Below are 23,438 nucleotides of genomic sequence, written 5' to 3' on the forward strand. Positions count from 1 at the left end.
GAGAGGCTTTGTGTCTTTAAGGATTTTAATTACTGGCGAGGTTGTCGGCAAAGCTGGGATTATTGTTATAAAATCTTTTTTATCATCCTTTAAGGTGGAAAAAAAGATTGATTTTGTAATATCTGGCAATAATTTTACTACAGGTTTAAGAGGTCTTGGCAAAAAGCATGCCTTTTTATTAAAAAAGTATGGAATTGATGTTTTAACTTTAGGTGAAAATGCTTTTGCAAGGCCTGATTTATCTGATGATCTTGATAAGTATAATTTTATTTTAAAGCCTTTAAATTGTCCTGCAAAATTAAAGGGATATTCTTATTTTATTTATAATATTAATGGCAAAAAATTGGCTGTGATTAGAATTGTAGGTCAAACAGGAATAACTAAATATAAATTTAATCATCCTTTTTATAGTTTTGATTTTTTTTATCAAAGAATCAAGATGCAAACAAATAATATTATTGTTCTTTTTGATTCAAATACTACAGCCGAAGTTAATGCTTTGTTTTTTTATCTAAAATCAAGAGTTAGTGCTTGTCTTGGAACCGGGAAAAGGATTTTAACAGCTGATTTGAGAATTTTAGATAATACTGCTATTATAACTGATTTGGGCAGAGTTGGGAGTTTGGACAGTGTTATTGGATATTCTCCTGATTTAGAGGTGGATAAATTTTTGAAAGGATTTTTAAATCAGAAATTTAATGAATCTTGGGAAGGCCTTGGTTTTAACGGTGTTTTAATTGATATCGATGAGAATGGCCATTCTTTTTCTGTAGAGATTGTTAGAGAATATATAGATTGTAAATCAAGTTTAAAAGATATGGATATTGTTTGATATTCATATCTTTAGATATTCTTTAAATTTTAATAATCTTATCTGTGCGATTTAATTTTATTAAGTTTTTATATATAGGAGGATGGATTATGCATAGTTATATTGTAGAAGGCGGCTATAAGATAGGTGGTCAAATTACAGCTAGTGGGAATAAGAACGCTGCTTTACCCTGTATTTTGGCTGCTTTACTTACCGATGAAGAGGTTATTTTAGAAAATATTCCTAATATTAATGATGTAAAAGTTGTTTTAGATATTTTAAATGACATAGGAGCAGATATTGCAAGAGAGGGAAATACTTTAAAAATAAAAGTTTTAAATATTGTGAAAACAGAAATAGATTCTTCTTTTACAGATTTAATTAGGGCTTCCATACTTTTATTAGGGCCTTTTGTTTCTAGGTTTGGAAAAATAGATATGGCGCTTCCAGGAGGAGATGTGATTGGAAAGAGGAGGCTTGATACTCATTTTTACGGGCTTTGCAAGCTGGGGGCCAAGTTAAGCACAAAAGATAGAAGGATTGTTTTAAAGGCTAACAAGCTTGTTGGCGCTGAAATGTTTTTAGATGAAGCTTCTGTTACAGCCACAGAAAATATCATTATGGCTGCAGTTCTTGCTGAAGGAAATACTGTTATTATGAACGCTGCTTGTGAGCCACATGTTCAAGATTTGTGTAATATGTTAAATTCAATGGGCGCTAATATTTTAGGAATTGGTTCAAATGTTTTAGAAATAAAAGGTGTAAAAAAATTAAGTGGGACCGTATTTAGAATAGGAGCCGATTTCATGCAAGTTGGTTCTTTAATTAGCCTTGCTGCATTAACAGGGGGTGAGTTGGAAATTAAAAAAGCAGATCCCCAACATTTCAGATTAATTAGGCATGTATATTCAAGACTTGGCATTAATTTTGAATATGACAGGGAAAATGTATATGTAAGAAATAAACAAGAATTAAAAGTTAAGTTAGATTTTGGTGGGCACATTCCAAAAATTGATGATGGCCCATGGCCAGCCTTTCCAACAGACCTTATGAGTATTATTGTAGTTACTGCAACGCAAGTAGAAGGCACAGTTTTAGTTTTTGAGAAGATGTTTGAATCTAGGATGTTTTTTGTAGATAAATTAATAAAAATGGGTGCTCGAATTGTGCTTTGTGATCCACACCGCGTAGTAGTTACGGGCAAATCTTCTCTTAAAGGCAATGTTTTGTCTTCTCCGGATGTACGAGCGGGAATGTCTCTTCTTATTGCTGCTTTTGTTGCTGAAGGTCGCAGCGAGATTCAAAATGTTTATCAAATTGAAAGAGGATACGAAGATGTAGTTAACAAATTGATTAATTTGGGTGCAAAAATCAAGAAAGTTAAAAGTCAATAGCTTGTTGTTGGGCTTTATTATATGTATGATTTGTGGAAAATGTTTTTAATAGAAGGTAAGGATAAGGTATTAAGAGGTTGAATTGTGAATGAAAATATATTACATTAATTTTTATTGTTGGGACTTTTTGTTATTTTATTTAGTTAGTCTGTAATTTGAAGTATTATTAGGGTTTTAGTATTTTTATCTAATATTATTAATTTTTTTATTTTATAGTTTAAAGATCTTAGTGTAAAAAATAATATTGAAAGATTGATAAAAATTTGCAGAGAGGTATTTCTGATTTTGAATTTTTATTTTTATAATATTAATTATTCTTTTAAATAAAGTATTTATTTCTCTGCTTTAATTCGTAGAATGGTTTTAATTTTATTAATTACTGTTTATTTATGATTAGTATTAGAATTATAAATTTTTATTATTTATTATATCTGGTTTTAATTTTTCTGTTTTTGGTTATGATTTTTTTGTTGTGGCAGATTAATAGATTTTATTTATATCTTGGTCATTTAATGCATAACATGTTGACTGTTAATTGTTTTGATATTGTATATTAATTTTTAATTTTTGAAATTAAAAATTAAATACTTGTTTATTACTGATGAATAAATTTGATTTTAAATTTTTTATAAAAAATGTTTTAGATGAGGATAAAATTTTATGTCTACAGATAAGAGTAAGACTAGGGAATTAATATTAAATGGCAATTTATACAAGGTTCTTTTTTTAATAAGTTTTCCTATTGTTATAACCAATATTATTCAAGCTTTTTATGATCTTACTGATATGTTTTATGTTGGTAAACTTGGAGCCATGCCTTTGTCAGCGCTTTCACTTGCTGGTCCTGTAAATTTTTTTATTATAGCTATTGCTATGGGAATGGCTACGGGAAGCATTTCTTTGATGTCAAAATGCATAGGAGAGGGAAATTTTTCTCGTTTTTCAAGATATGCAGGGCAACTTATTGTTTTAAACTTTGTTTTATCCTTATTTGTTACTATTTGTGCTTTTTTTTTTATTGATCATCTTTTAGATTTGTTGGGTGTAAAAGGGGAGCTTAAAGAACTCTCAAGAGTTTATTTTTATGTGACAATTTTTGCAATACCTATCATGTTTTTAAGTATTTCAATTACATATATTTTAAATGCTCAAGGAGAAACTATCCTTTCAATGACAATAGTTTTATTTGCCAATATTGTTAATTTTATTCTTGATCCAATTTTAATATTTAGTTTTAATATGGGCATTACTGGAGCTGCTTGGGCCACTTTATTTTCAAAATTGTTAACCGTTGTCTTTTATTTATTTTTGACTTACAGGCTAAATTATGGATTAAAAATTCATCTGAAGGATTTAGTGATAGATATAAGATCCATTAAAGAAATTGTTAATCTGGGATTGCCTTCAACTTTTGGGCAAATAATGGTTTCGTTGTCTTTTTTTATTTTCAATTATATAGTTATTGAGATTAGTCCAAAATTTTTGGCGGCTTATGGACTTACAAACACCATTATTTCTTTTTTATTTCTTCCTGCTATGGGAATTGGTACTGGAATTATTTCAATTGTTGGTCAAAATCTTGGCGCTAAGAAAGTCAATAGGGTGGAAGAAGTTTTGAAAAAAGGTTTTTTTATTTCTTTGGCAATTTTATTGATAATAAATTCGATTGTTATTTTTAATAAACAGTTTATACTAAGGTTATTTACAAATGATTTAGAAGTTTTAAATTATGCTAATAATTATTTATTGTTAACAACTATTGGTACTTTTGGATATGGACTCCAACAAGTATTTTTTGGGGGACTTATTGGGTCTGGCAGGACAAAAATTGCAATGATTGTTATTTTTATTAGGCTGTGGCTTATTCGTCTTCCAGTAGTTTTTATTTTTCAATATTTTGGCATAATGGAAAATTCTTTAGGTTATGCTTTTATAATTTCAAATTATTTGGCAATTATAATTTTAATTGCTTTTACTTGCACTCGTTATTGGGTTAAGCCTATTTTAATTAAAAAATACAAATAGTAATTAAGATTTATTTTATATTTACATTTTGCCAAAAAATGGCTTATTTGTTTTTAATAAATTTAATGTTTTTGGCCTTAAAAATAGATTTTAGATTCTTTGTTAATCTATTTCTAAGTGTAATTGTTTGTTTGCAATAAAGCTTATTTAAGTAGAATTAATTTTAATAATTTTAGGTTTTAAATCATTTCTATTTGTTATTGTTTTTCAAAAATGTATAATGTGGTTTTTCTTTTAGTATTGATTTTAGTTTTTAAATGAAAAGTTTTTGTTTCAAGCCCATTAAGTTTTTCTCTTATTAATTCACCTGTTTTGCTACCTTCTTTAAAAATTGCCAATGAATTTGCATTTATATCTTCTGTGCTTTTGTTTTTAAGAGTAATTATTAGATTATTTTTGCTGTCGGATTTGTAGTTTACTATTTCTACTTTTTGGTTGATTTTTATAGTGCTAATAAGATAGGTAATTTCTTTTGCATTTTCTTTTGATTTTATTGTGCTTGTTTTCATGCAAGACATAAAAACAATTAAAATGCCAGAAATTACAAGTATTGGTAATAATTTAAGCTTAAATTTTTGAGCTTTCATCATTTTTATTATATTTTTTTACCGGGGAAAGTGTTAACCTTTTTGATAAAATAAAGGTTTTTGATCAATTTTAAATAGTGACTAGATTTCAAAAAGTATTTACTATTGTTTTAAATTTCATGTTTTTAAATGTATTAGTTGAGCATTGCTTATTTTAAGTGGTTGCTTTTAAAGCTTTATTTTTTAATATTTTGTGCTTTTCTTTAATTAATGTAAAGTTTATATTAATTTTTAATGCTATTATATGTGTAGTGAATTGAGTTTAAAAGTTTAAGCGTATTGACTATATTTTGTAAAATGTGTAGAATTTTAAAGCTATTAAAATTTTTTAGAAAAACACGTAGTGCGGGTCAATTTCTAAAAAATTGATTTTTTTATTTTTTTGATTATTTGTAGCTATTTTCTTATTTTAATAAGAATAAATTTGTTAAAAATTTTTTAAAGAGATTAAATGTAAGTAGCTATTTAGAATATGAAATTTAGGAGGTTAGTCATGGCAAAAGAAGTTTTTCAAAGAACAAAGCCGCACATGAATGTTGGAACAATAGGTCATGTTGATCATGGTAAAACAACACTAACAGCGGCTATTAGTATTTATTGTTCAAAATTAAATAAAGATGCAAAAGCATTAAAGTATGAAGATATTGATAATGCACCTGAAGAGAAAGCAAGAGGAATAACAATTAATGCTAGGCATATTGAGTACGAAACAGCTAATAGACATTATGCTCATGTAGATTGTCCAGGCCATGCCGATTATATAAAAAATATGATTACAGGAGCAGCTCAAATGGATGCAGCGATACTTTTAGTTGCTGCTGATAGTGGTGCTGAGCCTCAAACAAAAGAGCATTTGCTTCTTGCTCAAAGAATGGGAATAAAGAAAATAATAGTTTTTTTAAATAAATTGGACTTAGCAGATCCTGAACTTGTTGAGCTTGTTGAAGTTGAAGTTTTAGAACTTGTTGAAAAATATGGCTTTTCAGCTGATACTCCAATAATCAAAGGTTCAGCTTTTGGGGCTATGTCAAATCCAGAAGATCCTGAATCTACAAAATGCGTTAAAGAACTTCTTGAATCTATGGATAATTATTTTGATCTTCCAGAAAGAGATATTGACAAGCCATTTTTGCTTGCTGTTGAAGATGTATTTTCTATTTCAGGAAGAGGCACTGTTGCTACTGGGCGTATTGAAAGAGGTATTATTAAAGTTGGTCAAGAAGTTGAAATAGTTGGAATTAAAGAAACCAGAAAAACTACTGTTACTGGTGTTGAAATGTTCCAGAAAATTCTTGAGCAAGGTCAAGCAGGGGATAATGTTGGTCTTCTTTTGAGAGGCGTTGATAAAAAAGACATTGAGAGGGGGCAAGTTTTGTCAGCTCCAGGTACAATTACTCCACACAAGAAATTTAAAGCTTCAATTTATTGTTTGACTAAAGAAGAAGGCGGTAGGCACAAGCCATTTTTCCCAGGGTATAGACCACAGTTCTTTTTTAGAACAACCGATGTTACTGGAGTTGTTGCTTTAGAGGGCAAAGAAATGGTTATGCCTGGTGATAATGTTGATATTATTGTTGAGCTGATCTCTTCAATAGCTATGGATAAGAATGTAGAATTTGCTGTTCGAGAAGGTGGAAGAACCGTTGCTTCAGGAAGAATTCTTGAGATATTGGAATAGGTTAAGACTTTAAGGATATATTAATACTCTCTAAAGTTTAGGAGAATAAATTGATTGCTAAAGATAAGATACGCGTAAGATTGTTTAGTTTTGATGTTAAAATATTAGACCAGAGTGCCGAATCTATTGTTAAAGCTGTTCAGAAGGCTAAGGCTCAGATTAAGGGTCCAATCCCTTTGCCGACAAAAATAAAAAAATATACTGTTTTACGTTCTCCTCATGTCAATAAAAAATCAAGAGAGCAATTTGAGATGAGAACTCATAAAAGGCTTATTGATATCTTAGAACCTACTTCTGCTTTAATGGACTCTTTAATGAAATTAGAGCTTCCAGCAGGTGTTGAGGTAGATATTAAACAGTAAATGATATTTTAAGTATATGAATTTGAGGTATTTTAATGTTGGGATTGATTGGAAAAAAAGTTGGCATGACTCAGATATTTCAGAAAAATGGCATTGTGGTTCCTGTTACTGTTATAGAGTTTCAGCCCAATTATATTATAGGGAAGAAGACAGTCGATAGAGATGGTTATAGTGCTCTTATAGCAGGTTCTGTTGATCTTAAGAGTTCTAAAGTTTCAAAGCCCATAAAAGGTCAATATAAAAGTTTAAAAGATATTGAACCTAAAAGATATGTGATAGAGCTTAAGGGGCTTGACGGGTATGATGCTGGCGATGAGATTAAGGTTGATGTTTTTAAGTCAGTTAAGTATGTAGATGTTACAGGGACTACTAAAGGCAAGGGTTTTCAAGGGGCTATGAAAAGGCATAATTTTAGTGGTGGTCCATCTTCTCATGGATCAAAATTCCATAGACATCTTGGTGGAACAGGACAAGCTACTACTCCTGCAAGAACATTTAAAGGGACCAAAATGGCTGGTAGAATGGGCGGAAATCAACAAACTATTCAAAATCTTGAAGTTGTTTTAATCGATGAAGAAAAAAGAGCCCTTCTAGTAAAAGGGGCTGTGCCTGGTGCTAAGGGTTCTTTTGTTGTTGTTAAGAAATCTAAAAAGTAGGTATTTAGTATGGAAAGAAAAGTTTTTTCTAAAGATGGGAAAGAGATTGGAACTATAAATTTGGATGATAGAGTTTTTAATATAGAAATTAGTCATGGGTCTATTTATAATGCTATAAAAAACGAGTTGTCTAATCTTAGGGTTGGAACATCTTCAACTAAAACCAGATCAGAGGTTAGGGGTAGTTCTAAAAAGCCTTGGAAGCAAAAAGGAACCGGTAGAGCTAGGGTTGGTACAAAGCGAAATCCAGTTTGGATTGGCGGAGGTATAGCATTAGGGCCAAAGCCTAGGGATTATAGCTATAGATTGCCTAAAAAGGTAAAAAAGCTTGCATTTAAGTCTGTATTAAGTTTGCGTGCTGCTGATGAAAATAGTTTTAAAGTTATTGAGAATTTTAATGTTGAATCTGGAAAAACGAAAGATCTTGCTTTAATAATAAAAAATTTTGCAAGTTTTAATGGTAAGGTGGTTATTCTTTTGGGCAATGATGATCAGATGATAAAAAGGGCTGGTAAAAATATAAGAGATTTAAAGATTTTATCTTTTGATAAACTTAGGGTTGTTGATTTATTTTATGCTAAGAATTTAATAGCTCTAGAATCCGCTGTTAACAAGCTCAATGAGTTTTACATTAAATAAAAAGGATGTTGAGGATAAGTATGAAGGCTTATGATATAATAGTTTCACCTATGCTTACTGAAAAAACTAATACTCAAAGGGAAAGTATTAATGTTTATGTTTTTAAAGTTAATAAGAGAGCAAATAAAAAAGAGGTTGGTGCAGCAATAAAAGAACTTTTCAATGTTACTCCAGTATCGTGTAATTTGCTCAATATTAAAAGTAAAGCCAAGGTTGTGGTGTCTAGAAAAGGGTACCCTATAGGTAAGGGAAAAACTTCTTCATGGAAGAAGGCATATGTTTATCTCAAAAAGGAAGATAAAATAGATATTTTTTAGTGGTTTTGGAGAAAAATAAATATGGGTATTAAGACTTATAAGCCAAAAACTTCTTCTTTGCGCTATAAGACGACTTTATCTTTTGATGATTTGAGCAAAGGTAATGATCCTTTGAAATCTTTAACAAAAGGTAAAAAATTTAAATCGGGCAGAGATTCTTCTGGTAGGATTAGTATTAGAAGAAGAGGTGGTGGGCATAAGAGAAAGTATAGGTTGATTGATTTTAATCGAAGAGATAAATTTAGCATTCCTGCTCGAGTTGCTTCTATTGAATATGATCCTAATAGAAGTGCTAATATAGCTTTGCTTGTTTATAAAGATGGAGAAAAAAGGTATATTATTTCTCCTAAAGGCATTAAGGTTGGAGATGTTTTGGAAAGTGGTCCTAATGCTCCAATTAAAATTGGCAATGCCTTACCTCTTGAAAATATTCCTATTGGAAGAACCGTTCACAATATTGAGCTTAATGTTGGAAAGGGTGGACAGCTTATAAGAAGTGCTGGTGGATATGCTATGATACTTGCTTCTGACGGGAATTATGTCACTGTAAAATTATCATCTGGCGAGATGAGATTGATTTTTAAAAAATGTATTGCAACAATTGGTGAAATTGGAAATGAAGATTATGCCAATATTTCTATAGGGAAAGCTGGTAAAAGTAGGTGGCTTGGTAGAAGACCCAAGGTTAGAGGTGTTGCTATGAATCCTGTTGACCATCCACATGGTGGGGGTGAAGGAAAAACTTCTGGAGGTCGTCATCCTGTGTCTCCTTGGGGACAGCCTACTAAAGGTTATAAGACTCGCAAGAAAAAGAGATATTCAGATAAATTTATTATTAAAAGAAGAAATAAATAGGAGAGTATAGTGGCAAGATCTATTAAAAAAGGACCTTTTATAGAAAAGAGTCTTTATCAAAAAGTTTTATCGTCTTTTGGAAGTGAGAAGAGGGTTGTTATTAAAACCTACTCCAGATCTTCAACAATAATTCCTGAAATGGTAAGCCTTACTATATCTGTTTACAATGGCAAAACTTTTATACCTATTTATATTACCGAGGATCTTGTGGGACATAAGCTTGGCGAGTTTTCACCTACAAGGATTTTTAGAGGGCATGCTAAGTCAGATAAAAAGGGAAGGAAGTAAGTAGTTATGTTGGTAAATAGAAGATATACGGCAAAGGGCAAAAATTTACCCTCTTCTCCAAAAAAAGTTAGGCCAATAGCTGACAATATCCGGGGAGAGTCTTATATTAAGGCTATTGCAGTGCTTTGTTCTATGCCTAATAAAGGAGCTAAGCTTTTAGAAAAAGTTGTTAAGTCAGCAGCATCAAATGCTATGTATCACAATAAAAATCTTTCCGAGGACATGATATTTGTTAAAACAGTTATGGTTGATGATGGGCGTCGTCGTAAAAAGATTTGGCCTAGAGCTAGGGGTAGAGCTGATAGGCTTGTTAATAGAAATTGTCATATTTTTGTTGAAGTTGATGAAAAAAAAGATATTAAAGGATAAAGCATGGGCCAAAAAGTACATCCATATAGCTTAAGGGTAAAAATTAATAAGGATTGGAAGTCAAAATGGTATTTTGATAAAAAATTGTATTCTGCAATTCTTCATGAAGATTTTTTAATAAGGCGAGAAATTATGAAATTTCTTAAAGGGATTAAATTTGATATTTCTGATATAGAAATAATTAGAAATAATCCCCAAAAAGTAACAGTAGTAATTGTTACTCCAAGGCCTGGTTCTGTGATAGGGCTTAAAGGTTCTAATCTTGAAAAGATTGGTCAATTGTTAACTAAAAAAATTTCTAAAAAGATTAGCATTAAGATTAAAGAGGTTAAAAGACCTGAGCTTGATGCTCAAATTATTGCTAATGGGATTGCAAAGCAAGTAGAAAATAGGGCGTCTTATAGAAAAGTTTTAAAATCATCTCTTTCTACCTCTATGTTAAAAGGTGCTCAAGGGTTAAAAATTAAAATTGCTGGTAGACTTGGTGGGGCGGAAATTGCTCGAAGCTTTGAGGTTAAGGAAGGTCGGGTTCCTTTGCACACTCTTAGAGCCAATATAGATTATGGATTTTCTGAGGCTCAAACTACTTATGGCATTATTGGAGTTAAGGTTTGGTTATTTAAAGGTGAAGTTTTGGGGAGACAAACTAATTCTGATGCTGGCCAGGTAATAAATAAAAAGCCTTTTAGGGAAAGAGGCGATGCTGTTAAAAATTTTGATAAAACTTTAAATAATAGAGAAAAGGCTAATGAAAAGCAAACTAGGCTTTTGGATAAAAAAGATGGGCTGTCTAAAGATGAAGTAGATCTTTTAAACAAAAAAAAATTTAGTGCGTCTTTTTCTAAAGAAAGAGACGATTCTAATGAGCAGGATATTGGAGGATAATTAGATGTTAAGTCCAAAAAAGGTTAAATATAGAAAGAAGCAGAGAGGAAGATTGTCTGGAGAGGCCCAGAAGGGCAATAAAATTTCTTTTGGTGAATATGGACTTGTTTCTTTGGAAACAAATTTTATTACTGCTCGTCAAATTGAGGCTGCTCGTATTGCAATGACTCGTAAAATAAAAAGAGGCGGAAGGGTTTGGATAAGAATATTTCCTGATATTCCTTATACTAAAAAACCAGCTGAAACTAGAATGGGTAAGGGCAAAGGGGGTGTTGATCATTGGAATGCTCCTGTTAAGCTTGGCACTGTTATGTTTGAAATGTCAGGGGTTGTTGAGGAACTTGCTCAAGAGGCTATGTCGCTTGCAAGCTCTAAGCTTCCAGTAAAAACCATGTTTGTTGTAAGGCGAGATTTGAGGTAATTATGTTGAAAAATTTCAAAAATTTTACTCTTGAGGACATGAAGGCTAAAAGGCTAGAATTAAAGAAAGAATATTTAGATTTAAGATTTAAATCTGTTGTTGGTCATGTTGAAAATCCTTTAAAGAAAAGAGAGATTAGACGTGATATTGCAAGGCTTAATACAATGATTTGTGAATATGAATTAGGTATTAGAAAGGTTTAGATATGGCAAGAGAAAATAAAAAAGAATTAATTGGTAAAGTTGTTAGTGATAAAATGTCTAAGACTATAGTAGTAGAAATTGTTCAAAGAAAGATGCATCCAATTTATCATAAGTATTTAAAGGTTAGTAAAAAAGTTAAAGCACATGATGAAAAAGAAGTTTCAAAGGTTGGCGATAAGGTAAAAATTATTGAAGTTCGACCTATTAGTAAAGATAAAAGATGGTCTCTTGTTGAGGTTTTAGAAAAATTAAAATAGTTTTGATTTTTCTAAAGGAGGTTGATTGTGATTCAGATGCAAACTTATTTAACAATTGCGGATAATACTGGTGGCAAGGTGGCTCAATGTATTAAGGTGCTTGGTGGCAGTAAAAGGCGTTATGCCAAAATTGGGGATATAATAACCATTGTAGTAAAACAAGCAATTCCTAATTCTTCTGTTAAAAAAGGAGATGTTTATAAAGCCGTAATTGTTAGGACTTCTAAAGAAGTAAGACGTAAAAACGGAACTTATGTTAGGTTTGATGATAATGCTTGTGTGATACTTGATGCTAATTTAAGTCCTAGGGGCAAAAGGGTATTTGGGCCTGTTGCAAGAGAACTTAGGGATGCTAATTTTATGAAAGTAGTATCATTGGCTTCAGAGGTTATATAGCAAAAGGGGGTTTTGTGAAGACAAAGTTGAAGATAGGTGATAGCGTAAAAATTCTTTCTGGAAAAGATAGGGGTAGAATAGGTAAGATTGCTAGTATAAATAGAAAAAAAAATAAAGTTATTGTTGAATCTTGCAATATGGTTAAAAAAGTCATTAAAGCTAGGACACCCCAAGAAAAAGGCAGAATAATAGATAAGGAGGCCGCTATAGATATTTCAAATGTGATGATATTTGTCAAGGGAACTTCTTCAAGATTGGGCATTAGATTTGAAAATAATGAAAAAATAAGGTATCTTAAAAAAAATGGACAGAGGATATAGAGTTTATGAATTATGTTCCTGAATTGAAGAAATATTATAAAGACAGTGTTATAAAAGAGCTTGTTAAGGAATTTGAATATAAATCTATAATGCAAGTTCCCAAGCTTGAGAAGATAGTGATTTCTGTAGGTGTTGGGGAGGCTGTTAGGAATAAGAAGTTATTAGATTCTGCTGTTTTAGAGCTTGCTCAGATCACTGGTCAGAAAGCTGTAAAGACAAAAGCAAAAAAAGCAATAGCCGGGTTTAAAATTAGACAAGGACAAGAAATAGGTGCTAAAGTTACACTTAGGGGCAATGCAATGTATGAATTTTTATATAAGCTTATTCATTTAGCATTGCCAAGAGTTAAGGATTTTAGGGGAATCAATGGGGATGCTTTTGATGGCAATGGAAATTACTCTTTTGGGATAACGGAACAAATAATATTTTCTGAAATAGACTATGATAAAATAGAGAGAATATCTGGTTTGAATATTACAATTGTGACAACAGCTTCAAATGATAAAGAAAGTAAAGCTTTGCTTTTGAAATTTGGAATGCCGTTTAGTAATTAGGGGATTTATAAGGTATATGGCAAAAAAATCAATGATTATTAGGGCTTTAAGAAAGCCTAAGTATAAAACAAGGCAAAATAATAGATGTAAATTATGTGGTCGTCCAAGAGGATATTTAAGAGATTTTTGTATGTGTCGAATATGTTTTAGAAAGTATGCGTCTGAAGGATTAATTCCTGGCGTTTCAAAATCAAGTTGGTAAGGGAATTTTATGGCGATTACTTATTCAATAGGAGACATGCTAACTAAATTAAGAAATGCAAGCAGAGTTGGGCATGGATCTGTAGATTTAAAGATGTCTAATATGAATAAATCAATATTAAACATTCTTAAAGAAGAGGGTTATATTAAGGATTTTAATTTTTTAGAAAAGAAAGGAATTGCTTTTATTAGGGTTTTGCTAAAGTATGACAACAAAAGAAATCCTGTTATAAATAAAATAGATGCCATTTCTACTCCTGGTAGAAAAATTTATTCTTCATATAGAAATATGCCAAGAATAAAGAATGGATATGGAATATTAATTATATCTTCTTCTCAAGGTGTTATTACTGGTAAGGAAGCTAAAGATAAAAAAATAGGTGGTGAGTTGATTTGCTCAGTTTGGTAGTTTAATAGGGGGATGTATGTCACGTATTGGAAGACTTCCGATAAAGATTCCAGATGCTGTTAAGGTTGATGTTAAAGACAACTTAGTGATAGTTGAAGGTATTAGGGGAAGATTAGTTCAAGATATAAAAGACAGTATTAATGTTAAAGTTGAGAATGGCAGCGTTATTGTTGATCGAGTTTTAAATGATAAAAAAGCAAAAGCCTACCATGGTCTTTACAGAAGTTTAATTTTTAACATGGTAAAAGGAGTGACTGAAGGATTTTCTAAGTCTCTTACTATAAATGGTATAGGATATAGGGTAGAGCAACAAGGCAATAGCCTTTTTTTAAGCCTTGGTTATTCAACTCAGTTTGAATATGTTATTCCAGATGGTATTAGCGTAAAGCTTGATGGGAATACTAAAATTTCAGTTGAAGGAATAGACAAGTTTAAGGTTGGTCAGGTTGCTGCTGAGATTAGAAGTTTAAAAAAACCAGAGCCGTATAAAGGAAAGGGTATTAAGTATGATAATGAAGTTATTAGAAGAAAAGTTGGAAAATCTGGTGTAAAAAAATAAATTTTAGGTTAATAATTATGAAAAAAATAAAAGAAGCAGAACAGAGAAAGCTTAGACGTAAAAAAAGAATAAAGGACAAAATAGGGCGCGGAGTAGCTAGTAGGCCACGAATTACTGTATTTAAATCTAATAGGTATTTTTATGCGCAAGTTATAGATGATAGTAAGGGACATACTATTGCAAGTATTTCTACTATTGAAAAAAGTCTTAATTTAGGCAAAAATATTGATGATGTAAAAAAACTTGGAGAAGTTCTTGCTAAAAGGCTTAAGGAGAAAAATATAAATAATCTTATTTTTGACAGAAATGGTTATAAGTATCATGGACTTATTGCAAGTTTTGCAACTTCTTTGAGAGAGTTTGGTATTAATATTTAAGGGAGTGTATTTATGGTAGATGTTCATGCTCAAAGAAAGCAGATAGAAAAATTAATATCACTCAACAGAGTTACTAAGGTTGTTAAGGGCGGAAGAAGATTCTCTTTTGCTGCTTTCATGGTTGTTGGAGATGGAGAAGGACATGTTGGTTGGGGCTTTGGTAAAGCTAATGATGCTAGTGATGCAATAAAAAAAAGTTTAACAAGTGCTAGGAAGAATTTAAGATTTGTTCCTATTCGAAAAGGAACATTGCCACATGAGGTTATTGGCTGCTTTAAAAAAGCTAAGGTTTTAATCAAACCAGCTACTCATGGTACTGGTGTTATTGCAGGGGGCCCTGTTCGTGCTGTAATGGAGGCTTTAGGAGTGCATGATATTTTGAGCAAATCTCTTGGTTCTAATAATTCTATGAATGTAGTAAAGGCGACTTTTAAGGCATTTGATTTAGTTTTGAATGCTGAAAAAGTAGCAGAAATGCGAGGAAAAACTTTGAAAACTTTATGGGGTTAATGTATGATTAAAAGGAAATTAAGATTACAACTAAAGAAAGCTAGGTTTAATGCTTCAAGGTCTAGATCTAAGAATAAATGTTTTATTAAAAGAATGGAAAATAATAGAAAAATTATTTCTAAAAACAATATTAATGTGCAAGTTTTTCTTGTAAGAAGTCTTATTGGGAAATTAAATAAAAAGGTCAAAGTTTTAAAAGCATTAGGTTTAAATAAAATAGGCGATAAAAAGGTTCATTTTTTAAATGAATCTATTAAGGGTATGCTTAACGAGACTATTAATATGATTTTATTAAGCGAGGTAATGTAATGTTTAACTTGTTAAAGCCTAAGGGAGCGAGCAAGCGACGTAAAATTGTTGGCAGAGGTCCAGGTTCAGGACTTGGCAAAACTTCTGGGAGAGGTCAAAAAGGGCAAAAAGCAAGAAATACTTCGCCAAGACTTGGATTTGAAGGTGGGCAGACTCCTCTTTATAGAAGATTGCCAAGGAAAGGTTTTTCTAATAGTGATTATAAATTGGAATATGCAATTGTTAATCTTGGAGATATAGATAAAAAATTTAAGGATGGACAAGTTGTCAATTATGATACTTTGCTTGAAAATAAACTTATAAAAAAGAAAAATAAAAAAATTAAGATTTTGTCTAATGGTAAGCTTACAAAAAAAGTTTCTTTTGAGGTTTCTAAAATTTCTAAATCTGCCGAAAGCCTTGTAATAAAAATTGGTTGTACTATTCAATTAGTTTAAAGTGGAATAAAGATGAAAGAATTGTTTTTAAGTTTATTTACCGTTAAGGATTTGAGAAATAAGTTCTTGTTTACTTTATTTGTTCTTTTTCTTTTTAGAGTTGGTTCATATTTGCCGATACCAGGAATAGATTCTGTAGCTCTTAAAAGTTATTTCAAGTCGCAATCAGATTTTTCAATTGCTAATTATTTTGATTTTTTTTCAGGGGGAGCTTTTAGTAATTTTTCTATATTTATGCTTAGTATAGGGCCTTACATTTCGGCATCTATTATTGTTCAGCTTCTTGTTTATTCTTTTCCTTCTTTGAAAAAAATGCAAGAAGGTGACGGCGGAAGACAAAAGACTAAAAAATATACAAAATATTTAACAATAGTTGCAGCTGTAGTTCAAGGATACGCAACAAGCCTTTATGCTAAAGGTATTCCGGGTGCTGTTACCATTCCCTTTTATAGATATATATTTGTTGCTATTTTAACGGTTACTACGGGGACATTTATCCTTTTGTGGTTTGGAGAGCAAATTAATCAAAGAGGTGTAGGTAATGGAACATCTTTGATAATTTTTTCTGGCATAGTGGTTAGACTTCAAGCAGCTTTGTTTAACTTATTCCAAAGCATGCAGGATCCTTCTCAAAATGTTAATCCTGTTTTTGTTATACTTATTATAAGTATATTTATTTTAGTTGTTATATTGATTATATATGAATATAAGGCTCAAATGCGAATTGCCATTCATTATGCTAGAGCAAATTCTAATAATACAGTTAGTTCATATTTGCCAATCAAGTTGAATCCATCGGGCGTTTTGCCTGTTATTTTTGCCTCTGTTTTAATTACTCTGCCTTTACAAATTTTAAGTGGCTTCGCAGAAACTTCTTCCATAGCCAGGCAAATTTTATCTTATTTAAGGCCTAATGGTTTTTATTATACTTTTTTGAATGTAATTTTGATAATTGGATTTACGTATTTTTATTCTAAGATTCAGTTAAGCCCTAAAGACATAAGTAATAATATTCGTAAGAATGGGGGCACTATTCCAGGAATAAAGTCTGATGAGATGGAAAAATATTTAGATGAAATTATGAATAAAACTTTATTTTCAGGATCTATTTTTTTGTCAATTATTGCAATTATTCCATTTTTAGTGCAAAATATTTTTAGATTTCCACACGATGTTTCTAGAATAATGGGGGGGTCTTCTTTGCTTATTATGGTAGGGGTTGCTCTTGATACATTAATTCATATTGATGCTTATTTGAAAACTCAAGGATTTTCTCATGGAAATAAAAAGAATTATGCATTTTTGCAAAAAATTTAGGAGTGTTTGATTATGAAAGTTAGAGTAAGTGTAAAGCCAATTTGTGAAAAATGTAAGGTTATAAAAAGAAAAGGTGTATTAAGAATTATTTGTGATAATTTAAAGCATAAACAAAGACAAAAGTAAAAATTAGAGGAAATAAAATGGCTAGAATATCGGGAATAGATTTACCAAATAATAAACAATTAAAAATAGCTCTTACTTCTATTTATGGTATAGGTAGAACAAGAGCTTTGGAAGTTTGCAATAAATCAAGTATTTCTCCAAGCAAAATTGCTAAAGATTTAGATAATGATGAAGTTAATCGACTTAGGAAGGTAATTGAGAGCGATTATATTGTAGAAGGAAAACTTAGAAGTGAAGTTGCAATGTCTATTAAAAGACTTATGGATATAGCGTGTTATAGGGGCGTTAGGCATAGAAAAGGATTGCCTTTGAGAGGACAGAGAACTAAAACGAATGCAAGAACTAGAAAAGGAAAAAGAAAGACTGTAGCTAACAAGAAAATAGCTAGCAAATAAATAGTTTTTAAGATTTGGAGGGCAAGTTGAGCGCAAAATTATCAACTAATAGTAAAAAAAAAATTAAAAGAAATATCGGAGAAGGAAACGTTTATATACAAGCTACTTTTAATAATACCATAGTTACTGTATCTGATATAAAGGGAAATGCTTTAGCTTGGGCAAGTGCTGGTGGTATGGGTTTTAAAGGTGCTAAAAAGTCGACCCCATATGCTGCTCAAATAACAGCAGAGTCTGCTTTAAATAAAGTGAGAGATTTTGGAATTAATTATGTTCATGTGTATATAAAAGGGCCAGGCATTGGCAGAGAATCTGCAATAAGAGCTATTGGTTCGATTGGTATGACTGTAAAATCAATTTCAGATATTACTCCCATTCCTCATAATGGATGCAGACCGAAAAAAACCAGACGAGTTTAGCTAGAAGGAGTTATGATGCTTGTGGAAAAATTTTTGAAAGATTTCACTATACCTGAAAAAATTGAATTTTTGAAAAGCCAAGGTGATGGGTCTTATGGTAAATTTACGATATATCCTTTTGAAAGAGGCTTTGGAATTACTATAGGTAATACTTTAAGACGTGTGTTACTTTCTTCTATTGAAGGGTATGCGATTACTGCTATGAGAGTTCAGTCTAACAATAAAGACTCTTCGTCAAAGGTTGTTTCAAGTGAATTTGATTTGATTCCTGGAGTTTCTGAAGATACTCTTGAGATTATTGCTAATATTAAAAATATTCATTTGAAACTTGGAGAAGGAGAGCAAAGAAAGACAATAAGCTTTAGTGTTAGCGGTAAAGACACCAATGTTTTAAAAGCTTCTCATTTTGAAAGAGATGGAGTTGAGGTTTTTAATAAAGATTTAGTTATAGCTACTTTATCACATGATGTTAATTTAGATCTTGAATTTCAAATTAATTATGGTAGGGGCTATGTGTCTTCTGAGCAAAATTCTAAGTATTTAGAAGAGGTTAATGTTATTGCTTTAGATTCTATATTTTCTCCTATAGAGAAAGTTTCGTATTCTGTAGAAGATACTAGGGTTGGTCAAAGGTCAGATTATGACAAGCTTGTAATGGAAATTTGGACTACAGGTGTGATTTCTGCCAAAGATGCAATAAAAAAGGCTGCATCAATAGTAAGAGAGTTTTTGTTTCCTCTTGTTGATTTTGAAGACAATGTTAATACATCTTTTGAGAAATCAAAATCAGAAAGTTCTAACTTGCTTGATATGAGTATTGAGAAATTGAATTTGTCAGTCAGATCTTTAAATTGTTTGGCCAAAGAAAATGTTAGGACTTTAGGAGAACTTATTAGTAAAAACGCAGAAGAGCTTTCTAAAGCTAGAAATTTTGGGAAAAAAAGTTTGGAAGAGATAATCGAAAAACTTGGTTCTTATCGATTATATTTAGGAATGTCTAAAGAAGATGCTCTATCTGTATTGAGTAAGAATGTTAAAATATCTGAATAAAAGGAGAGTTTAGGCTATTTCATGAAAACAAAATTGGGTTTTAATAGATTAAGTAGGAAGTCTAGTCACAGGAGAGCGCTTTTAAAAAATATGGTAATTTCTTTTTTTAAGCATGAAAAAATTTCTTCCACTAAGACAAAATTGTTCGAAGTTAAAAGATTTGCTGAAAGATTGATTACAAGGGCAAAAGTTGATACTGTGCATAATAGGCGAGAATTATCAAAATTTATACATGATAAGCATATTTTAAATAAGCTATTTACCAAAATTTCTCCTGTTTTTAGACAAAGAAGTGGTGGGTATACTCGGATGATTAAATTAGGAAAAAGATATGGAGATGCGGCTGAAATGGCTATCCTAGAATTAGTTGAAAAGCCTTTAAAAGTTGAATAATTAATAATTTGAGGGCACTGTTTTAAAGATTAAATTTTAAATTGCTTTTAAACAGCATAGGAGTTAAATGATATGATATATATTATTTTTTCTTCTATTTTTGCTGGCTTTATATTAGGATTTTTAGTAAGAGTTTTTTTAGGTAGATTGTCTTTATTAGATTTAGAAAAAAATCTGAAAAAAGTAAGAGTAGAATCACAATTAGAGATAGAAAATGAAAGAAGGCAAATTATTGCTAATGCAAAATCTCAAATGCTTAAAGAAAAAAACCAGCAAGATAGGGATATAAGAGATCGGAAAAATGAGATTGTTAATTTAGAAAAAAGATTATTACAAAGAGAAGAAACTTTAGATAAGAGAATATCTGCTCTTGACAAACAGCAGTCTAGAGTTGATTTTAAAATTAAAGAATTTGAACAAAAAGAAAAAGTAATAAGAGAAAAAGAGGCCGATCTTGTTAAAAGATTGGAAAATATTTCTGGTCTTACAAGAGAAGATGCAAGAAAAATTGTAATTGAAAAAGTTGAGCATGAGTCCAAAAGAGATGCTCAAGTTATTATCAATAAAAGTGAGCAGGAAGCACAGCTATTAGCAGATAAGGTTGCAAAAGATATTTTAGTATCTACTATGCAGCGTATTGTTACGGAGGTGAGTTCTGAGTTTACAGTGGCTTCTGTTGAGCTACCTAATGATGAGATGAAAGGTAGGATTATAGGTAAAGAAGGGCGCAATATTAGGGCTCTTGAGACTTTAATAGGAGCAGATATCATTATTGATGATACGCCTGAAGCTGTTGTTATATCTTGCTTTGATCCAATAAGAAAAGAGCTTGCCAAGAGGACTTTAGAAAGGCTTGTTACAGATGGCAGAATTCATCCTGCTAGGATTGAAGAAGTTGTGTATAATGTTACCAATGAGATAAATAGCATTATTCAAGAAGAGGGTGAGAAGGTGGTTTTTGACCTTAATATACATGGGCTTGATAAGAGACTTATTAGGGGGTTGGGAAGGCTTTACTTTAGAAGCAGTTATGGTCAAAATGTTTTAAGCCACTCTAAAGAAACGGCTATAATAGGAGAAATTTTGGCTAAAGAGATGAAATTAGATCCTGTTGTAGTAAAAAGAGCATGCCTTTTGCATGATATTGGGAAAGGGATGGAAAGTATTTCTGATAATAGCGAGGGACATGCTATTACTGGTGCTGAACTTGCTCAAAGTTGCGGAGAGAGCGAAATTGTTGTTAATGCTATTGCTGCGCATCACAATGAGGTGAAACCCGAGAGTCTTGAGGCTATTGTGGTTCAAATAGCAGATGCCATTTCAGCATCTCGTCCTGGAGCAAGAAGGGAAAGTTTAAATAACTATATAAATAGACTTAAAAGACTTGAAGACATTGCGTATAGTTTTGAGGGTGTTCAAAAATGTTATGCTATTCAGGCAGGTCGTGAAGTTAGAATTATTGTTGACAATGCTTTAATTAATGATGAAAAGTCAATTTTACTTGCAAGAGATATTGCTAAGAAGATAGAAGCTGAAATGAGATATCCTGGAAAAATTAAAGTTACAATTATTCGCGAAACCAGAGTTATTGAATATGCAAGATAGCACTATTAAAACCTTGATAATTGGGGATATAATAGGCGAGAGTGGATTAAAAAAAGTTTTTTTTAATCTTAAAAACATTAAGAATAAATATAGAATAGATTTAGTAATTGCTAATGGAGAAAATTCTTCAAATGGTTTTGGAATAACTCCAGAAATAGCAAATAATCTTTTTAGATCGGGGGTTAATGTTATTACTACCGGTAATCATGTGTATTCTAATTGCAAAATAAATGATTACCTAAATAAGCAAACATATATCTTAAGGCCAAATAATTTTTCAGATTTGTTAGATGGGCATGGTTATTGTTTTTTAACTATTAGAGATGAAAAAGTTGCTGTTGTTAATGTTCAAGGGGTTTTAAATATGAATTTTATTGTTAAAAATCCTTTTGATAATACAAAAAAATTGGTTAATATGCTGAGTAATAAAGCCAAAACCATTTTTGTAGATTTTCATGCTGAAAGTAATTATGAAAAAGAAAGTTTTGGATATTTTTTAAATGGTTTTGTAACAGGTGTGGTTGGTACTCATACCCATGTTATGACTCAAGATGAAAGAATATTGTCAAAGGGGACAGCCTATATTAGTGATATTGGGATGACAGGTGGATTAAATTCTGTAATAGGATTTAATCCCGACATTTCTCTTAAGGGCTTACTTGAATATACCCCCTTGAGAGCTGAAGTTGTAGAAGATGACACAATTTTACAAGGAGTTATTATTACTTCTAATTTAAAGACAGGCCGCGCTTTAAAAATTGAAAGGATTCAGAAATAATTTATTAAATATACTTTGTAAAAGGTATCCAGAAAAAACACGAAAAGAATTAATGATCTTAATTCTAAAAGGCAATATATATGTAAATTCTCATAAAGARAAAAATCCTAAAATATTAATAAACAAAACAAGTAAAATAGATTTAGTTGAGAATACTTGTCAAACATTTGTATCAAGAGGAGGTTACAAGCTTTTAGAGGCTCTTAAAGATTTTGAAATCGAAGTTAAAAATAAAATTTGTGTTGATGTTGGCTCTTCAACTGGTGGTTTTACCGATTGTCTATTGCAGTGTGGCGCCAATTTTGTTTATTCAATTGATGTAGGCATTAATCAACTCTCTTATAAATTAAGAATTGATCCAAGAGTTAAAGTTTTAGAGAGAACTAATATTTTTGATGTTACAGAATTTAAGATTGTTCCCAATTTTGCCGTTGTAGATGTTTCTTTTAGATCATCAATAAGTATATGTGTAAATTTAATAGATAAACTTTCTGATAATTTTATTATAGTTTTGATTAAACCTCAGTTTGAGTTTAAAAGTTTAAATTTAGATATAAAAAATTTTAATGGTGTTGTGAGTGGTGAGTATTTGAAGATAATTTTGCAAAGCGTAATTGAAAAGTTCTATAAAAATAAATTACAAGTTAAAAAGATATTAAAGTTAAAAACTAAAGGTAAAAAAGGCAATCAAGAATTCATGTTTTTAGTTGTTAAGTCAAGTGTTTTAAGAATTGCAAGCTCTATGCAATTGCTTAGCAATATTGAATTTTAATATTTGTCCAGAGCCTTTTTGTTTAATATTCCTGAGAAATTTAAGTTTAATTCTTCAAGTATTATTGGATTATTTTCTATTGTTAAAATTATTCCATCAATTCCTTTAATTTCAAGACATGTTAAGGTTATTTGAGCGATTTGATTAATTATTCCTTCAATTCCAAAACTATTTTCATAAAATTCTTTAGATAAGTTTATTTTGGCAATTCCTTCGCTTAGGCTTAAATTTAAAAGCTTGGTTTTTATAGGGATTAAACTTAAAAAATTATTTTTTAGCTCGTATTCATTTGGTCCTTTGATTAAAGATTTTAGTGTTTCTTCAAGAATATTTTTGTCGTAATATATAGCTCTTTTTACAGTTTGTCTTAAAAAATAACCTTCTGGGGTTACTTTTATAAAATAAAGTTTAATAAATTTTTTGTTTTTAAGGTTATTATTTCTTTGGTTTTGCTTGAGCTCTTCTTCAAGTTTTTTTATTTCTGGTGGCTGGATTAAAAAACTTTCATTTTTAAGTATTTTTACATTTGTATTTTTATTGGTGTTTTTTTTAGCTTCAATTAATTTATTATCTTGTGTTTGACTTGATTCGAATAAACTGTTATCATAATTTTTTTCTTTAAAAATATGTATAATAAGTGAATTTTTAATTATTAATAGCACACTAATTATTGTTAAAACAATAGCAATTAAAATTAAAAGTATGTCTGATTTGGTTGAGCTTGAACTTTTTTTTCTTTTCAATATAAACACTCATGTGTAATT

36 protein-coding genes are annotated in these 23,438 nt (G+C 30.7%); 34 read left to right on the plus strand and 2 right to left on the minus strand.

Annotation, left to right across the window (positions count from 1 at the left end):
• Positions 1 to 10 precede the first annotated feature (10 nt).
• From BB_RS02385 to BB_RS02395, 3 genes are all read left to right on the plus strand, one after another.
• Positions 11 to 832: a TIGR00282 family metallophosphoesterase gene (locus tag BB_RS02385; protein ID WP_010889755.1), complete on the plus strand. Its 822-nt coding sequence runs from the start codon at positions 11 to 13 to the stop codon at positions 830 to 832.
• 89 nt (positions 833 to 921) lie between these two features.
• Positions 922 to 2,205, plus strand: coding sequence for a UDP-N-acetylglucosamine 1-carboxyvinyltransferase (murA, locus tag BB_RS02390; RefSeq protein WP_002656466.1), 1,284 nt, complete (start codon positions 922 to 924; stop codon positions 2,203 to 2,205).
• 660 nt (positions 2,206 to 2,865) lie between these two features.
• Positions 2,866 to 4,230 (plus strand): MATE family efflux transporter, encoded by a 1,365-nt coding sequence (locus BB_RS02395; protein ID WP_002657956.1) that lies wholly within the window; start codon positions 2,866 to 2,868, stop codon positions 4,228 to 4,230.
• A gap of 197 nt (positions 4,231 to 4,427) precedes the next feature.
• Here the strand turns inward: BB_RS02395 and BB_RS02400 are convergent, their stop codons facing one another.
• Entirely contained in the window at positions 4,428 to 4,817 is a 390-nt protein-coding gene (locus BB_RS02400; RefSeq protein WP_010889756.1) for a lipoprotein, read from the minus strand.
• Positions 4,818 to 5,310: 493 nt separating this feature from the next.
• On the opposite strand from BB_RS02400, the gene tuf reads away from it, so the two are divergent.
• The 31 genes from tuf to BB_RS02555 all read left to right on the plus strand — a co-directional run bounded on the left by tuf (position 5,311) and on the right by BB_RS02555 (position 22,674).
• Positions 5,311 to 6,495 (plus strand): elongation factor Tu, encoded by a 1,185-nt coding sequence (gene tuf, locus BB_RS02405; protein ID WP_002657015.1) that lies wholly within the window; start codon positions 5,311 to 5,313, stop codon positions 6,493 to 6,495.
• Between the two features lie 50 nt (positions 6,496 to 6,545).
• Positions 6,546 to 6,857, plus strand: coding sequence for a 30S ribosomal protein S10 (rpsJ, locus tag BB_RS02410; RefSeq protein ID WP_002557068.1), 312 nt, complete (start codon positions 6,546 to 6,548; stop codon positions 6,855 to 6,857).
• Between the two features lie 35 nt (positions 6,858 to 6,892).
• Positions 6,893 to 7,513: a 50S ribosomal protein L3 gene (rplC, locus tag BB_RS02415; protein ID WP_002557069.1), complete on the plus strand. Its 621-nt coding sequence runs from the start codon at positions 6,893 to 6,895 to the stop codon at positions 7,511 to 7,513.
• Between the two features lie 9 nt (positions 7,514 to 7,522).
• Positions 7,523 to 8,152 carry a 50S ribosomal protein L4 gene (rplD, locus tag BB_RS02420; RefSeq protein WP_002557070.1) on the plus strand — a complete coding sequence of 210 codons (630 nt, stop codon included), beginning with the start codon at positions 7,523 to 7,525 and terminating at the stop codon, positions 8,150 to 8,152.
• 20 nt (positions 8,153 to 8,172) lie between these two features.
• Positions 8,173 to 8,469, plus strand: coding sequence for a 50S ribosomal protein L23 (gene rplW / locus BB_RS02425; RefSeq protein ID WP_002557071.1), 297 nt, complete (start codon positions 8,173 to 8,175; stop codon positions 8,467 to 8,469).
• Between the two features lie 21 nt (positions 8,470 to 8,490).
• Positions 8,491 to 9,324, plus strand: coding sequence for a 50S ribosomal protein L2 (gene rplB / locus BB_RS02430; protein ID WP_002557072.1), 834 nt, complete (start codon positions 8,491 to 8,493; stop codon positions 9,322 to 9,324).
• 9 nt (positions 9,325 to 9,333) lie between these two features.
• Positions 9,334 to 9,612, plus strand: coding sequence for a 30S ribosomal protein S19 (gene rpsS / locus BB_RS02435; RefSeq protein ID WP_002557073.1), 279 nt, complete (start codon positions 9,334 to 9,336; stop codon positions 9,610 to 9,612).
• Positions 9,613 to 9,618: 6 nt separating this feature from the next.
• Positions 9,619 to 9,981, plus strand: a complete 363-nt coding sequence (gene rplV / locus BB_RS02440) for a 50S ribosomal protein L22 (protein WP_002656402.1) — start codon at positions 9,619 to 9,621, stop codon at positions 9,979 to 9,981.
• Positions 9,982 to 9,984: 3 nt separating this feature from the next.
• The gene (gene rpsC / locus BB_RS02445) at positions 9,985 to 10,866 is read left to right on the plus strand and encodes a 30S ribosomal protein S3 (RefSeq protein ID WP_002656551.1); all 882 of its coding nucleotides are present in this window, start codon (positions 9,985 to 9,987) and stop codon (positions 10,864 to 10,866) included.
• Positions 10,867 to 10,870: 4 nt separating this feature from the next.
• Positions 10,871 to 11,287, plus strand: coding sequence for a 50S ribosomal protein L16 (gene rplP, locus BB_RS02450; protein ID WP_002656214.1), 417 nt, complete (start codon positions 10,871 to 10,873; stop codon positions 11,285 to 11,287).
• Positions 11,288 to 11,289: 2 nt separating this feature from the next.
• Positions 11,290 to 11,490 (plus strand): 50S ribosomal protein L29, encoded by a 201-nt coding sequence (gene rpmC / locus BB_RS02455; protein ID WP_002557077.1) that lies wholly within the window; start codon positions 11,290 to 11,292, stop codon positions 11,488 to 11,490.
• Between the two features lie 2 nt (positions 11,491 to 11,492).
• A complete protein-coding gene (gene rpsQ, locus BB_RS02460; protein WP_002557078.1) occupies positions 11,493 to 11,747 on the plus strand; it encodes a 30S ribosomal protein S17 in 255 nt (84 codons plus the stop codon).
• A gap of 27 nt (positions 11,748 to 11,774) precedes the next feature.
• Positions 11,775 to 12,143 carry a 50S ribosomal protein L14 gene (gene rplN, locus BB_RS02465; protein WP_002557079.1) on the plus strand — a complete coding sequence of 123 codons (369 nt, stop codon included), beginning with the start codon at positions 11,775 to 11,777 and terminating at the stop codon, positions 12,141 to 12,143.
• Between the two features lie 14 nt (positions 12,144 to 12,157).
• Positions 12,158 to 12,463, plus strand: a complete 306-nt coding sequence (rplX, locus tag BB_RS02470; protein WP_002557080.1) for a 50S ribosomal protein L24 — start codon at positions 12,158 to 12,160, stop codon at positions 12,461 to 12,463.
• Positions 12,464 to 12,468: 5 nt separating this feature from the next.
• Positions 12,469 to 13,017: a 50S ribosomal protein L5 gene (rplE, locus tag BB_RS02475; protein WP_002557081.1), complete on the plus strand. Its 549-nt coding sequence runs from the start codon at positions 12,469 to 12,471 to the stop codon at positions 13,015 to 13,017.
• Between the two features lie 16 nt (positions 13,018 to 13,033).
• Positions 13,034 to 13,219, plus strand: coding sequence for a type Z 30S ribosomal protein S14 (locus BB_RS02480; RefSeq protein WP_002557082.1), 186 nt, complete (start codon positions 13,034 to 13,036; stop codon positions 13,217 to 13,219).
• A 9-nt stretch (positions 13,220 to 13,228) separates the two neighbouring features.
• Positions 13,229 to 13,627: a 30S ribosomal protein S8 gene (gene rpsH / locus BB_RS02485; RefSeq protein WP_002657008.1), complete on the plus strand. Its 399-nt coding sequence runs from the start codon at positions 13,229 to 13,231 to the stop codon at positions 13,625 to 13,627.
• Between the two features lie 16 nt (positions 13,628 to 13,643).
• The gene (gene rplF / locus BB_RS02490; RefSeq protein WP_002656835.1) at positions 13,644 to 14,186 is read left to right on the plus strand and encodes a 50S ribosomal protein L6; all 543 of its coding nucleotides are present in this window, start codon (positions 13,644 to 13,646) and stop codon (positions 14,184 to 14,186) included.
• A 17-nt stretch (positions 14,187 to 14,203) separates the two neighbouring features.
• Positions 14,204 to 14,563: a 50S ribosomal protein L18 gene (gene rplR, locus BB_RS02495; RefSeq protein WP_002657971.1), complete on the plus strand. Its 360-nt coding sequence runs from the start codon at positions 14,204 to 14,206 to the stop codon at positions 14,561 to 14,563.
• Between the two features lie 12 nt (positions 14,564 to 14,575).
• Positions 14,576 to 15,073 (plus strand): 30S ribosomal protein S5, encoded by a 498-nt coding sequence (gene rpsE, locus BB_RS02500; protein ID WP_002657973.1) that lies wholly within the window; start codon positions 14,576 to 14,578, stop codon positions 15,071 to 15,073.
• Between the two features lie 3 nt (positions 15,074 to 15,076).
• Positions 15,077 to 15,382: a 50S ribosomal protein L30 gene (gene rpmD, locus BB_RS02505; RefSeq protein WP_002657975.1), complete on the plus strand. Its 306-nt coding sequence runs from the start codon at positions 15,077 to 15,079 to the stop codon at positions 15,380 to 15,382.
• Positions 15,382 to 15,819 carry a 50S ribosomal protein L15 gene (rplO, locus tag BB_RS02510; RefSeq protein ID WP_002656004.1) on the plus strand — a complete coding sequence of 146 codons (438 nt, stop codon included), beginning with the start codon at positions 15,382 to 15,384 and terminating at the stop codon, positions 15,817 to 15,819. The genes rpmD and rplO overlap by 1 nt, the downstream gene beginning before the upstream one ends.
• Before the next feature lie 12 nt (positions 15,820 to 15,831).
• Positions 15,832 to 17,136: a preprotein translocase subunit SecY gene (secY, locus tag BB_RS02515; RefSeq protein ID WP_002665241.1), complete on the plus strand. Its 1,305-nt coding sequence runs from the start codon at positions 15,832 to 15,834 to the stop codon at positions 17,134 to 17,136.
• 12 nt (positions 17,137 to 17,148) lie between these two features.
• On the plus strand, positions 17,149 to 17,262 hold the full coding sequence (gene rpmJ, locus BB_RS02520; RefSeq protein WP_002557090.1) for a 50S ribosomal protein L36: 114 nt from the start codon (positions 17,149 to 17,151) through the stop codon (positions 17,260 to 17,262).
• Positions 17,263 to 17,279: 17 nt separating this feature from the next.
• A complete protein-coding gene (rpsM, locus tag BB_RS02525; RefSeq protein WP_002656307.1) occupies positions 17,280 to 17,657 on the plus strand; it encodes a 30S ribosomal protein S13 in 378 nt (125 codons plus the stop codon).
• Between the two features lie 26 nt (positions 17,658 to 17,683).
• Positions 17,684 to 18,076 carry a 30S ribosomal protein S11 gene (gene rpsK, locus BB_RS02530; protein WP_002557092.1) on the plus strand — a complete coding sequence of 131 codons (393 nt, stop codon included), beginning with the start codon at positions 17,684 to 17,686 and terminating at the stop codon, positions 18,074 to 18,076.
• 15 nt (positions 18,077 to 18,091) lie between these two features.
• Positions 18,092 to 19,126: a DNA-directed RNA polymerase subunit alpha gene (locus BB_RS02535; protein WP_002659006.1), complete on the plus strand. Its 1,035-nt coding sequence runs from the start codon at positions 18,092 to 18,094 to the stop codon at positions 19,124 to 19,126.
• Positions 19,127 to 19,147: 21 nt separating this feature from the next.
• A complete protein-coding gene (gene rplQ, locus BB_RS02540; protein ID WP_002658786.1) occupies positions 19,148 to 19,519 on the plus strand; it encodes a 50S ribosomal protein L17 in 372 nt (123 codons plus the stop codon).
• 72 nt (positions 19,520 to 19,591) lie between these two features.
• Positions 19,592 to 21,124, plus strand: a complete 1,533-nt coding sequence (gene rny / locus BB_RS02545) for a ribonuclease Y (RefSeq protein WP_002656978.1) — start codon at positions 19,592 to 19,594, stop codon at positions 21,122 to 21,124.
• Positions 21,114 to 21,902: a TIGR00282 family metallophosphoesterase gene (locus BB_RS02550; RefSeq protein ID WP_002656072.1), complete on the plus strand. Its 789-nt coding sequence runs from the start codon at positions 21,114 to 21,116 to the stop codon at positions 21,900 to 21,902. Before rny ends, BB_RS02550 begins: the two co-directional genes overlap by 11 nt.
• Positions 21,883 to 22,674, plus strand: a complete 792-nt coding sequence (locus BB_RS02555) for a TlyA family RNA methyltransferase (protein ID WP_002656367.1) — start codon at positions 21,883 to 21,885, stop codon at positions 22,672 to 22,674. Before BB_RS02550 ends, BB_RS02555 begins: the two co-directional genes overlap by 20 nt.
• Here BB_RS02555 and BB_RS02560 read toward each other — a convergent pair.
• Positions 22,671 to 23,417, minus strand: a complete 747-nt coding sequence (locus BB_RS02560; protein ID WP_002657982.1) for a GerMN domain-containing protein — start codon at positions 23,415 to 23,417, stop codon at positions 22,671 to 22,673. The genes BB_RS02555 and BB_RS02560 overlap by 4 nt on opposite strands.
• Positions 23,418 to 23,438: the final 21 nt, after the last annotated feature.

The organism is Borreliella burgdorferi B31 (assembly GCF_000008685.2).
Lineage (GTDB): Bacteria > Spirochaetota > Spirochaetia > Borreliales > Borreliaceae > Borreliella > Borreliella burgdorferi.

Bases quoted from the DNA above. Each gene is read 5' to 3' on its own strand.
- murA (WP_002656466.1), top strand. From the start codon at position 922: ATGCATAGTTATATTGTAGAAGGCGGCTATAAGATAGGTGGTCAAATT.
- BB_RS02395 (WP_002657956.1), top strand. From the start codon at position 2,866: ATGTCTACAGATAAGAGTAAGACTAGGGAATTAATATTAAATGGCAAT.
- BB_RS02400 (WP_010889756.1), bottom strand. From the start codon at position 4,817: ATGAAAGCTCAAAAATTTAAGCTTAAATTATTACCAATACTTGTAATT.
- tuf (WP_002657015.1), top strand. From the start codon at position 5,311: ATGGCAAAAGAAGTTTTTCAAAGAACAAAGCCGCACATGAATGTTGGA.
- rplC (WP_002557069.1), top strand. From the start codon at position 6,893: ATGTTGGGATTGATTGGAAAAAAAGTTGGCATGACTCAGATATTTCAG.
- rplD (WP_002557070.1), top strand. From the start codon at position 7,523: ATGGAAAGAAAAGTTTTTTCTAAAGATGGGAAAGAGATTGGAACTATA.
- rplW (WP_002557071.1), top strand. From the start codon at position 8,173: ATGAAGGCTTATGATATAATAGTTTCACCTATGCTTACTGAAAAAACT.
- rplB (WP_002557072.1), top strand. From the start codon at position 8,491: ATGGGTATTAAGACTTATAAGCCAAAAACTTCTTCTTTGCGCTATAAG.
- rplV (WP_002656402.1), top strand. From the start codon at position 9,619: ATGTTGGTAAATAGAAGATATACGGCAAAGGGCAAAAATTTACCCTCT.
- rpsC (WP_002656551.1), top strand. From the start codon at position 9,985: ATGGGCCAAAAAGTACATCCATATAGCTTAAGGGTAAAAATTAATAAG.
- rplP (WP_002656214.1), top strand. From the start codon at position 10,871: ATGTTAAGTCCAAAAAAGGTTAAATATAGAAAGAAGCAGAGAGGAAGA.
- rpmC (WP_002557077.1), top strand. From the start codon at position 11,290: ATGTTGAAAAATTTCAAAAATTTTACTCTTGAGGACATGAAGGCTAAA.
- rpsQ (WP_002557078.1), top strand. From the start codon at position 11,493: ATGGCAAGAGAAAATAAAAAAGAATTAATTGGTAAAGTTGTTAGTGAT.
- rplE (WP_002557081.1), top strand. From the start codon at position 12,469: ATGAATTATGTTCCTGAATTGAAGAAATATTATAAAGACAGTGTTATA.
- BB_RS02480 (WP_002557082.1), top strand. From the start codon at position 13,034: ATGGCAAAAAAATCAATGATTATTAGGGCTTTAAGAAAGCCTAAGTAT.
- rpsH (WP_002657008.1), top strand. From the start codon at position 13,229: ATGGCGATTACTTATTCAATAGGAGACATGCTAACTAAATTAAGAAAT.
- rplF (WP_002656835.1), top strand. From the start codon at position 13,644: ATGTCACGTATTGGAAGACTTCCGATAAAGATTCCAGATGCTGTTAAG.
- rplR (WP_002657971.1), top strand. From the start codon at position 14,204: ATGAAAAAAATAAAAGAAGCAGAACAGAGAAAGCTTAGACGTAAAAAA.
- rpsE (WP_002657973.1), top strand. From the start codon at position 14,576: ATGGTAGATGTTCATGCTCAAAGAAAGCAGATAGAAAAATTAATATCA.
- rpmD (WP_002657975.1), top strand. From the start codon at position 15,077: ATGATTAAAAGGAAATTAAGATTACAACTAAAGAAAGCTAGGTTTAAT.
- rplO (WP_002656004.1), top strand. From the start codon at position 15,382: ATGTTTAACTTGTTAAAGCCTAAGGGAGCGAGCAAGCGACGTAAAATT.
- secY (WP_002665241.1), top strand. From the start codon at position 15,832: ATGAAAGAATTGTTTTTAAGTTTATTTACCGTTAAGGATTTGAGAAAT.
- rpmJ (WP_002557090.1), top strand. From the start codon at position 17,149: ATGAAAGTTAGAGTAAGTGTAAAGCCAATTTGTGAAAAATGTAAGGTT.
- rpsM (WP_002656307.1), top strand. From the start codon at position 17,280: ATGGCTAGAATATCGGGAATAGATTTACCAAATAATAAACAATTAAAA.
- BB_RS02535 (WP_002659006.1), top strand. From the start codon at position 18,092: ATGCTTGTGGAAAAATTTTTGAAAGATTTCACTATACCTGAAAAAATT.
- rplQ (WP_002658786.1), top strand. From the start codon at position 19,148: ATGAAAACAAAATTGGGTTTTAATAGATTAAGTAGGAAGTCTAGTCAC.
- rny (WP_002656978.1), top strand. From the start codon at position 19,592: ATGATATATATTATTTTTTCTTCTATTTTTGCTGGCTTTATATTAGGA.
- BB_RS02550 (WP_002656072.1), top strand. From the start codon at position 21,114: ATGCAAGATAGCACTATTAAAACCTTGATAATTGGGGATATAATAGGC.